The organism is Serratia sp. PL7, from assembly GCF_945957435.1.
This window is the reverse complement of sequence record NZ_CAMFLB010000016.1, coordinates 203,275-213,558: the sequence shown is the minus strand read 5'-3', so window position 1 is coordinate 213,558 and position 10,284 is coordinate 203,275. Positions and strand designations below refer to the sequence as shown.

The following is a 10,284-nucleotide window of genomic DNA, read 5'->3' as shown; positions in this document are numbered from 1 at the left end:
CATTGATTCTTCCGAGTCATGTCCTATCTTTCTTCCTAAGCTCGACTTTCCGAAGCCGCACGGAGCAAGCACGCGCTCCGTTCAGCTCCCTCTCCCTATGGGAGAGGGGTGGGGTGAGGGGCCATCACTTAAGATCGTTCGCCTGGAGAAATCCTTCCCCACCCAACTGGCGCATCTGGCGCATAATCCACTGTTGGCGCTGGGTTACGTACCCCGAAGGAGCACCGGCCTTGAAACGATGTGGATTAGGCAGCACTGCCGCCAGCAGGGCAGCTTCAGATGCCGTCAGGCGGCTTGCCGGCTTGTGGAAAAAGTGCTGAGCCGCCGCTTCCACGCCGAAGATGCCGTCACCAAACTCGACGATATTCAGGTACACCGTCAAAATTCGCCGCTTGGTCCAAACCAGCTCAATACCCGCCGTTAGCCCAACTTCCAACCCTTTGCGCACCCAGCTACGCCCGTCCCACAAAAACAGGTTCTTTGCCGTTTGCTGAGAAAGGGTAGAAGCACCGCGGATGCGCGTTGGCCGCTTTTCGTTGTGGCTGATGGCCTTTTCAATGGCCGCCACGTCGAACCCCCAGTGGTCGGGGAATTTCTGATCTTCTGCCGCCATCACTGCCAGCGCCATCGAGGGGGCAATATCATCCATCGCTACCCAGTCGGAATGCGCCACATAGCCGAAATCCCCGCTCAGCCAAGCACCGAGCTGCCGCTCCACCATCACCGCAGAAAACGGCACCGGCAGAAAAGCGAACAAAATGATCCCCGCCAGCCACAGGCCAATAACCGCAAGAACGCCTCGTTTAAACCAAAACCACAGGCGAACAATCCACGATTTACGAGAAAACCTTATCATTCCACCAGATCCAGCACTCGTGATACCAGCTTATCAATTCCCTGCGCCGCCTCGCCGATCGACTGGGCCAACATGTAGGCCGGGGTCGTGACAACCTTATTTTCAATATCAACCACGATGTCATCTACCGGACAGATCACCGGCTCACCGCCCATGGCATCAATCACTTCCCCCAGATCGGGATCGTTACCAATGGTCAATCGCAACGGTTGATCGAAAACTTTCGGCAACAGCGTTGGCGCAATGCACATAAAACCCATTGGTTTGTTTTGCTTATGCATTTCTCGAATAAGCTTAGACAAATCGGGATCAACTGAACATTCCGCACCTTGCGTGGCAAAGCTGCTCAAATTCTTCGCCGCACCAAATCCACCGGGCACAATCAGGGCATCCAACTGCTCGGCATCGGCCAGCGAAAGCGCCTGAATTTTGCCACGAGCGATGCGTGCCGACTCCAGTAAAACGTTGCGATTCTCTGGCATTTCCTCGCCGGATAAATGATTAATAACATGCAGTTGTGCCTTATCCGGTGCAAAGCAAACCGCTTGCGCACCGGCACGATCCAGAGCCAGCAAGGTGAGCACCGCCTCATGGATTTCTGCCCCGTCATAAACACCACAACCACTCAGCACTACAGCGACCTGTTTCATCGACATTCTCCCAGCCAGGACCGCCGGTAAAGGCAGGCCCAGAGGCGACAAATACTAACTACATCACATATTTTAATGATTCTTCTAACAAGAGCGCTTACATTTGCTATGTTGTTCGCTGTATGATGTATACGAATTTTGTACCACCTGCTCTACCAGAACGCTAAAAACCAATACGCAGGTTAATGATTTCCCTGGTGTTGGCGCAATATTCGCGCACCCCGGCCTCGGCTGGGGTCATTTTTTTTCAGCGTTCTCTACCCAAGCTCGCAGCACCGCCACATCATTGCGCCATTCTTGCTTCAGCTCATCGACCCACTCCTGCACGTTGTCTTGCCAGGCTGGTAACGTTGGCGTCTGGATCTGCTGGGCCAGCTGTTGCAGATGTTTTAGTCCGACGGAGCCAGCGGCACCCTTGATTTTGTGCCCTTCTTCGGTGATCCCTTTCTCATCCTTCGCGGTCATGTTGGAATCCAGCACCGCCAGATACCCCGGCATCACCTGTTCAAACATTGCCAGGCTCTGATGGATCAGCTGCGGCCCCACCAGATCCATGTACTGCTCCAGCATTGCGGTATCCAATAACGATTCATTAATCTGCATCGACTTTTGCTCCGTTTTCTTTGTGGTATGTTGGGGTTGATGATCCCAGTAATGTTTGATCATCTTGGTCAAGGCCGGTACCGACAACGGCTTACTCAGTACATCGTCCATGCCCGCTTCAAGATACTCTTTCTTGTCTTTCAGTACATTAGCTGTCAACGCAATCAACGGCGGCAGTGAGCGCCCCGCATAACGCTCGCGCAGCTCACGGGCGATATCCAGCCCGCTCATGTCCGGCAATTGGATATCCAACAGGGCCAGGTCGAATTCGTCCGGGTCGAACATGGCTAACGCATCGCGGCCGTTCATCGCTACCGCAACGCTGTTGCCCAGCTTCTCCAACACCGAACGGGCCACGATCACGTTCAGTTCGATATCTTCCACCAGCAGGATATGCAACGCAGGTAGCGGCATTTCTTCCACCGCCTGGACCTCATTGACCACTTCCTCCACCGCAGGCGCCTTGATGGTCAAGGTGAAGCAAGAACCGTGCCCTTGCACGCTGTTTACCGTGATATCTCCGCCCATACTCTGCGCCAGCCGTTTGGAGACCGCCAGACCGATGCCGGTGCCGGTCGCCGGACGCCCGCCGTTCTGGTCTTTGACCTGATAATACATGGCGAAAATCTTGTCTTGCTCATCCTGCGGGATCCCCATGCCTGAGTCTTCAACCTCAAACACGATCTGTTCCTGCTCTTCGCGCCTGACACGCACCACGATCTGGCCTTGCTGGGTGAATTTCACCGCGTTGCCGATCAGGTTCCACAGGATCTGCCGCAGGCGCGTGCCGTCCGTAATGATTTTCTCCGGTAGCGGTAACTCGGGCTCCATCACGAACTGCAGCCCTTTCGGCTGCACCAGCAGGCCAGAGAGGTTCTCCAGATCCGCCAAGAAGCCAGTAAAGTCGACCGGCTGATTGTCCAACTGGACCTTACGCCGCTCGAGTTTATCCATCTCAATGATGTCGTTGAAAATATTACCCAGGGTGATAGCGCTGACGTGGATGGTTTTCAAATACTTCAATTGTTCATCGTTCAGTTCGGTATCGAGCAGAATACGGCTCAGGCCGACGATGCCATTAAGCGGCGTACGCAGCTCGTGGCTGATCGTTGAGATAAAGGTAGTCTTCTCCCTGCTGGCATTCTCCAGCGCGTCCTGGTAGCGCTTACGCTCGGTTATATCGCGGCCAAAGCCCATCAGCCCGTGACGTTTGCCCACGCGGTCGTAAAACGGCACCTTGCGCAGTTCAAAACAGGCCTTGCGACCGTCTGGGTACACCAGCCATTGTTCATAGGTCAGGGAGACGTTGTGGCGGAAGACTTTCTCATCGGTTTCGATGACTTTTTCGGCGATCTCTTTGCTGTAGACATCAAAGGGGGTCAGGCCAATCAGCTGTTTTTCACTCTTGCCGGTCAGCAACTCCATCGCCCGGTTGCAGCCGGAAAACTCTTTTTCTTCGTTGCGGTAGTAAACCAGATCGGGGGAGGCATCAAGGAAAGAGCGTAGCAATGCCGATTGTTGGCCCAATTCTACCTGTGCCTGTTCGCGCTGCTCCATCTCTTCGGTCAGCTTATCCATCACCTGTTGGCGATCTTGTTCCGCCTTGATACGGTCGGCAATTTCCTGATTGAGCTGGCTGATGTTCTCTTGCATCTGCTGGTTCAGCGCGAGATCGCGATTGCGCATCTCCTCAAGCTTATCCACCAGCCGAGCCAGGCGCTGACGCGACTCCTCCAGTTGCTCCACCACCACCGAAAGGAAGTAAACCGCCCACGGCGTGATCAGCAGGCCGAAGAAAATGGATCGCACCACGTCGATGCTTTCCACTTCACCACGCAGCAGCATGGTGACCGCCATCTGCACCACCATCGCCAGTATCACCAGCGCTGAAGCCAGCAACAGTGAAAAGCGCACCAGCCCCAGTTTTACCATCAAATCAACGTAGTACTGGGCTAACACCCGGATTTGCTTCATGAGCCATTCCCAACAGACATAATCTCTCAAATCATACCGTAAAATGCGGTTAAGATAAGAAACCTTACTGTGAACTGTGGGAATGGTTGCAATTCGCAACCTGAGAACGGGGTTTTAAGGCAGGTATTGCTGGTCTGCGGCCAAAGCCGAACCCTGGCCACCATGCCGCTGAAGATAGCCGCCGACGGCCTGCATGCCGTTCCAACGGTTTTCGCACCATAATGGTGCCAACAGGGTGGGCCGACGGGCACTGGCCGAGATGCGGTGGTAGATAATCTCCTTCGGCGTATGGCGGATCATTTCCCCGGCGCTGAATGCGTAATCCTCCAGCGACAGCTCAGGCAAACGCCCCGCCTGCCAGGCTCGTGCCATGGTGCTACCGGTGACGATATGCAGCGGGTGCAGCTTGATGCCGTCTACCCCGCTCTCAGCCACCGCTTGCAGCGTGGCCAAATGGTGTTGATGAGTCTCTCCAGGCAGGCCAACGATCAGGTGGCTGCATACCTTCAGGCCGCGTTCCCGCGCCAGGCGGCTGGTCTGCTGGTAACAGGAGAAATTGTGGCCACGGTTGATACGCTTTAGCGTTTTATCGTGCGCCGTTTGCAGCCCCAGCTCCAGCCACACCTCGAAGCCCTGCTCACGGTAGCCTGCCAGCAGATCGAGCGCCGCCTCTGGCACGCAGTCTGGCCGGGTGCCGACACAGATACCCACCATCTCAGCCTGCGTCAGCGCCTGTCGGTACATGTTGGCTAACAGTTCGACTTCGGCATAGGTGCTGGTATAGGCCTGGAAATAGGCCAGATAGCGCTTGGCCCGGTTAACTTTCTGCGCCTGAATGGCCAGTTGCTCCGCAATGCTTTGCTGCTGCATCTGCTCATCGGCAAAAGAGGCCACGTTGCAGAAAGTACAGCCGCCGCGCCCCAGCGTGCCGTCGCGGTTTGGGCAGCTAAACCCACCGTGCAGCGTGAGTTTGTGGATCTTCTCCCCATAACGGCGCTGAAGATCGCTACCAAACATATTGACTAATTGCGGCAACTGCATAATCTTGGTGTCTCTCTGTGTTTGAAGGCCGTTATGCTATTAAGAAACGGCTTTTCCCGCGATGACAGGGATCAACGCTTTTCCCCAAAGGCCGCCGTAGGCATAACTATTCATTATTAGTGCAAATAAAATCATTTTTATCTCGATGAAAGTTTCTAATCCTCAGTGCGCTATTAACAGCTTTATGACAAAGCGATGAAAAATAGTTATAAACAACAATAAATGTAAATTTACCAGAATAAAATTCTGGCATTGCCGCCAGCACTAGCATGGTGCAGAGATTCAGGCATTGCACTATAGTGAGACAGCTCACATTTTTGCGGCACTTCCCCTGCCTTTCCATCGCACCAAAAAGGTCTGAAAAAACTTATTTTTCATCATCATAAACCTCATGCAAGCCATCAAAATCCCTGTTAAGCCCATATTTGACCTGCGTATTCTTTCTCGCTAAGTTGGAGGTCCGCTGGAAGCTTTCTGGACGGGCAAACGTCTCGTCATAATTATGCAGTAATTTAAGACTCCCTCTTAAAACAAGTCATTTACCACTTGTGAGAACCGTCACGAGAGGCCATTGATGGAGGGCGGAAAAGCAGATTGGCGATATTAACCTTGCTGATTGGACTTCTGCCTGAAATTGAGCAGGCCCTTCGCAGTGGGTTGTAAGAGTCACACAGAGCCTGGGGAGGTTCACTGATATGCTGTACGATAAATCCCATGAGAGGGACAACTGTGGTTTCGGCCTGATCGCCCACATAGAAGGCGAACCTAGCCACAAAGTGGTGAGGACCGCTATTCACGCACTGGCCCGTATGCAACACCGTGGTGCAATTCTTGCTGACGGCAAGACTGGCGACGGTTGCGGCCTGTTATTGCAAAAGCCCGATCGCTTTTTCCGCATGGTGGCGGAAGAGCGCGGCTGGCGTTTAGCCAAGAACTACGCCGTTGGCATGATGTTCCTCAGCCAGAACGAAGAGGAAGCCCGTGCCAGCCGCCGCATTGTTGAAGAAGAGCTGCAGAACGAAACGCTGTCGATCGTCGGCTGGCGTGAAGTTCCTACCAACCCGGACGTTCTGGGTGAAATCGCCCTCTCTTCCCTGCCGCGTATTGAACAGATTTTCGTGAACGCCCCTGCGGGCTGGCGTCCACGCGATATGGAACGCCGCCTGTTTGTGGCCCGCCGCCGTATCGAGAAGCGCGTCCAGGACGACAGCTTCTATGTGTGCAGTTTCTCCAACCTGGTGACGATCTACAAAGGTCTGTGCATGCCAGCCGATCTGCCACGCTTCTATCTGGATCTGGCCGATCTGCGGCTGGAATCGGCCATCTGCCTGTTCCACCAGCGCTTCTCAACCAATACCGTGCCGCGCTGGCCTTTGGCACAGCCGTTCCGCTATCTGGCGCACAACGGTGAGATCAACACCATCACCGGTAACCGCCAGTGGGCACGTGCTCGTACCTACAAGTTCCAGACCCCGCTGATCCCTGATTTGCAAGCCGCTGCGCCTTTCGTTAACGAAACCGGCTCCGACTCCAGTTCGCTGGATAACATGCTGGAACTGTTGCTGGCAGGCGGTATGGATCTGATCCGTGCCATGCGTTTGCTGGTGCCACCGGCCTGGCAGAACAACCCGGATATGGACACCGATCTGCGCGCATTCTTTGACTTCAACTCGATGCACATGGAGCCGTGGGACGGCCCGGCAGGCATCGTGATGTCCGATGGCCGCTACGCCGCCTGTAACCTGGACCGTAACGGTCTGCGTCCAGCGCGCTACGTCATCACCAAAGACAAACTGATCACCTGCGCCTCGGAAGTCGGCATCTGGGATTACCAGCCGGATGAAGTCATCGAAAAAGGCCGCGTCGGGCCAGGCGAGCTGATGGTGATCGACACCCGCAGCGGCAAGATCCTGCACTCCGCCGAAACCGACAACGATCTGAAAAGCCGCCACCCGTATAAAGAGTGGATGGAGAAGAACGTCAAACGTCTGGTGCCGTTCGAAGACCTGCCGGAAGATCAGGTGGGCAGCCGCGAGCTGGATGACGCCACACTGGAAACCTACCAAAAGCAGTTCGGCTACAGCAGCGAAGAGCTGGACCAGGTGATCCGCGTACTGGGCGAGATCGGCCAGGAAGCTACCGGTTCGATGGGGGATGACACCCCGTTCGCCGTGCTTTCCAGCCGTCCGCGCATCATTTATGACTATTTCCGCCAGCAGTTCGCTCAGGTCACCAACCCGCCGATCGATCCGCTGCGTGAAGCCCACGTGATGTCTCTGGCTACCAGCATCGGCCGGGAGATGAACGTATTCTGCGAAGCCGAAGGCCAGGCCCACCGCCTGAGCTTCAAATCGCCAATCCTGCTGTATTCAGACTTCAAGCAGCTCACTACGCTGGAAGGCGAATATTATCGTGCCGACACCCTCGATCTGACCTTCGATCCAGCGGAGCAGGATCTGGAGCAGACCATCCATGCCCTGTGCGACGAAGCGGAACGTAAAGTCCGTGACGGCGCAGTGTTGCTGGTACTGTCCGACCGTGCCATCAGCAACCAGCGTCTGCCAGTACCCGCGCCAATGGCGGTGGGGGCGATCCAGACCCGTCTGGTGGACAAGAACCTGCGCTGCGATGCCAACATCATCGTTGAAACCGCCAGCGCCCGCGACCCGCACCACTTCGCCGTGTTGCTGGGCTTCGGTGCTACCGCTGTCTACCCGTATCTGGCCTATGAAACGCTGGCCAAGCTGGTCGATAGCCAGGCGATCGACAAGAAATACCGCGACGTGATGCTCAACTACCGCAACGGCATCAATAAAGGGCTGTACAAGATCATGTCCAAAATGGGCATCTCGACTATCGCCTCTTACCGCTGTTCCAAACTGTTTGAAGCCGTCGGCCTGCACCGTGACCTGTCCGATCTCTGTTTCCAGGGTGTGGTCAGCCGCATCGGCGGTGCCAGCTTCAGCGACTTCCAGCAAGATCTGCAAAACCTGTCCAAACGCGCCTGGCTGAAACGCAAGCCGCTGGATCAAGGTGGCCTGCTGAAGTTCGTCCACAACGGCGAATACCATGCGTATAACCCAGACGTGGTGAACTCGCTGCAAAAAGCGGTGCACAGCGGTGAATACAGCGATTACCAGGCTTATGCCAAGCTGGTGAACGAGCGCCCGATTGCCACACTGCGCGATCTGCTGGCGATCACCCCGAAAGGCGCACCAATCCCGGTCGATCAGGTTGAACCGGCCGAATCGCTGTTCAAACGCTTTGATACCGCCGCCATGTCCATCGGGGCACTCAGCCCGGAAGCCCATGAGTCGCTGGCGATTGCCATGAACAGCCTGGGCGGTTTCTCCAACTCCGGTGAAGGCGGTGAAGATCCGGCGCGCTACGGCACCAACAAGGTTTCCCGTATCAAGCAGGTAGCCTCTGGCCGCTTCGGTGTGACACCTGCCTATCTGGTGAACGCCGACGTGATCCAGATAAAGGTCGCCCAAGGTGCCAAGCCGGGTGAAGGTGGTCAGTTGCCTGGTGATAAGGTCACGCCGTATATCGCCAAACTGCGTTATTCGGTGCCGGGTGTTACCCTGATCTCGCCTCCGCCACATCACGATATCTATTCGATTGAAGATTTGGCACAGCTGATTTTCGATCTGAAACAGGTGAACCCGAAGGCAATGATTTCGGTGAAGCTGGTTTCCGAGCCGGGCGTGGGCACCATTGCCACCGGCGTAGCGAAAGCCTATGCCGATCTGATCACCATTGCCGGTTACGACGGTGGTACCGGTGCAAGCCCGCTGTCATCGGTTAAGTACGCTGGCTGTCCGTGGGAGCTTGGCCTGGTGGAAACCCAGCAGGCGCTGGTAGCCAACGGCCTGCGCCACAAAATCCGCCTACAGGTGGATGGTGGCCTGAAAACCGGCGTCGACATTGTTAAGGCTGCCATTCTGGGGGCAGAGAGCTTTGGCTTCGGCACCGGCCCGATGGTCGCACTGGGCTGTAAATACCTGCGTATCTGCCACTTGAACAACTGCGCGACCGGCGTGGCAACTCAAGATGAAAAACTGCGCCGCGATCACTATCACGGCCTGCCAGAACGCGTGACCAACTACTTCCAGTTCATCGCTCGGGAAACCCGCGAGATCATGGCTACGCTGGGCGTCAGCCAACTGGTCGATCTGATTGGTCGCACCGAGTTCCTGACCGAGCTCGACGGGATCTCCGCCAAGCAGAACAAGCTGGATCTGTCGCCGTTGCTGAAAACCGCCACGCCACACGCGGGCAAAGCCCTGCACTGCACCGAAAGCAGCAACCCGCCGTTCGATCAGGGCGTGCTGAACAAGGAGCTGATGGCACAGGCGCAACCGCATATCGAGGCCAAGCACAGCAAGACCTTCTATTTCGATATCCGTAACACCGATCGTTCCGTCGGCGCGACCTTGTCAGGGGCTATTGCCACGCTGCATGGCGACCAAGGGATGGCCGCCGATCCGATCAAGGCGCATTTCTCCGGTACCGCAGGCCAGAGCTTCGGCGTGTGGAATGCCGGCGGCGTTGAGCTGACCCTGACCGGCGATGCCAACGACTACGTCGGTAAAGGCATGGCCGGTGGCCGTATCGCCGTGCGTCCTCCGGTGGGCTCTGCCTTCCGCAGCCATGAGGCCAGCATCATCGGCAACACCTGCCTGTACGGCGCAACCGGCGGCAAGCTGTTCGCCGCAGGCCGTGCTGGGGAGCGTTTCGCCGTGCGTAACTCCGGGGCAATTACCGTGGTTGAAGGCATTGGCGATAACGGCTGTGAATACATGACCGGTGGCATCGTCTGCGTATTGGGCAAGACCGGCATCAACTTTGGTGCAGGCATGACCGGCGGCTTCGCCTATGTACTGGACGAAGACGGCGAGTTCCGCAAACGCGTCAACCCGGAACTGGTGGAAGTGCTGGACGTTGATCAACTGGCGATCCATGAAGAGCACCTGCGCGGTTTGATCACCGAACACGTGCAGTTGACCGGTTCATCGCGGGCAGAAGAGATCTTGGCTAACTGGCCGGTATGGGCGCCGAAGTTTGCGCTGGTCAAACCGAAGTCCAGTGATGTCAAAGCATTGTTGGGTCACCGTAGTCGTTCCGCAGCCGAGCTGCGGGTTCAGGCGCAGTAAGGGG

The 10,284-nt window shown here is 56.1% G+C and carries 5 protein-coding genes; 1 reads left to right on the top strand and 4 read right to left on the bottom strand.

All coding sequences use genetic code 11. The annotated features are described in order from the left end of the window. Window positions 1-124: 124 nt before the first annotated feature. The 4 genes from mtgA to N6G83_RS38325 all read right to left on the bottom strand — a co-directional run bounded on the left by mtgA (window position 125) and on the right by N6G83_RS38325 (window position 5,124). Complete coding sequence (gene mtgA, locus N6G83_RS38340) at window positions 125-856, bottom strand: monofunctional biosynthetic peptidoglycan transglycosylase (RefSeq protein ID WP_029711779.1); 732 nt, start codon at window positions 854-856, stop codon at window positions 125-127. Next, the gene (elbB, locus tag N6G83_RS38335; RefSeq protein ID WP_211135758.1) at window positions 853-1,506 is read right to left on the bottom strand and encodes an isoprenoid biosynthesis glyoxalase ElbB; all 654 of its coding nucleotides are present in this window, start codon (window positions 1,504-1,506) and stop codon (window positions 853-855) included. Before elbB ends, mtgA begins: the two co-directional genes overlap by 4 nt. A 237-nt stretch (window positions 1,507-1,743) precedes the next feature. Then, on the bottom strand, window positions 1,744-4,083 hold the full coding sequence (arcB, locus tag N6G83_RS38330; protein WP_074031537.1) for an aerobic respiration two-component sensor histidine kinase ArcB: 2,340 nt from the start codon (window positions 4,081-4,083) through the stop codon (window positions 1,744-1,746). Between the two features lie 114 nt (window positions 4,084-4,197). After that, complete coding sequence (locus tag N6G83_RS38325; protein WP_024530633.1) at window positions 4,198-5,124, bottom strand: TIGR01212 family radical SAM protein; 927 nt, start codon at window positions 5,122-5,124, stop codon at window positions 4,198-4,200. A gap of 695 nt (window positions 5,125-5,819) precedes the next feature. On the opposite strand from N6G83_RS38325, the gene gltB reads away from it, so the two are divergent. After that, on the top strand, window positions 5,820-10,280 hold the full coding sequence (gene gltB / locus N6G83_RS38320) for a glutamate synthase large subunit (RefSeq protein WP_024530632.1): 4,461 nt from the start codon (window positions 5,820-5,822) through the stop codon (window positions 10,278-10,280). Window positions 10,281-10,284: the final 4 nt, after the last annotated feature.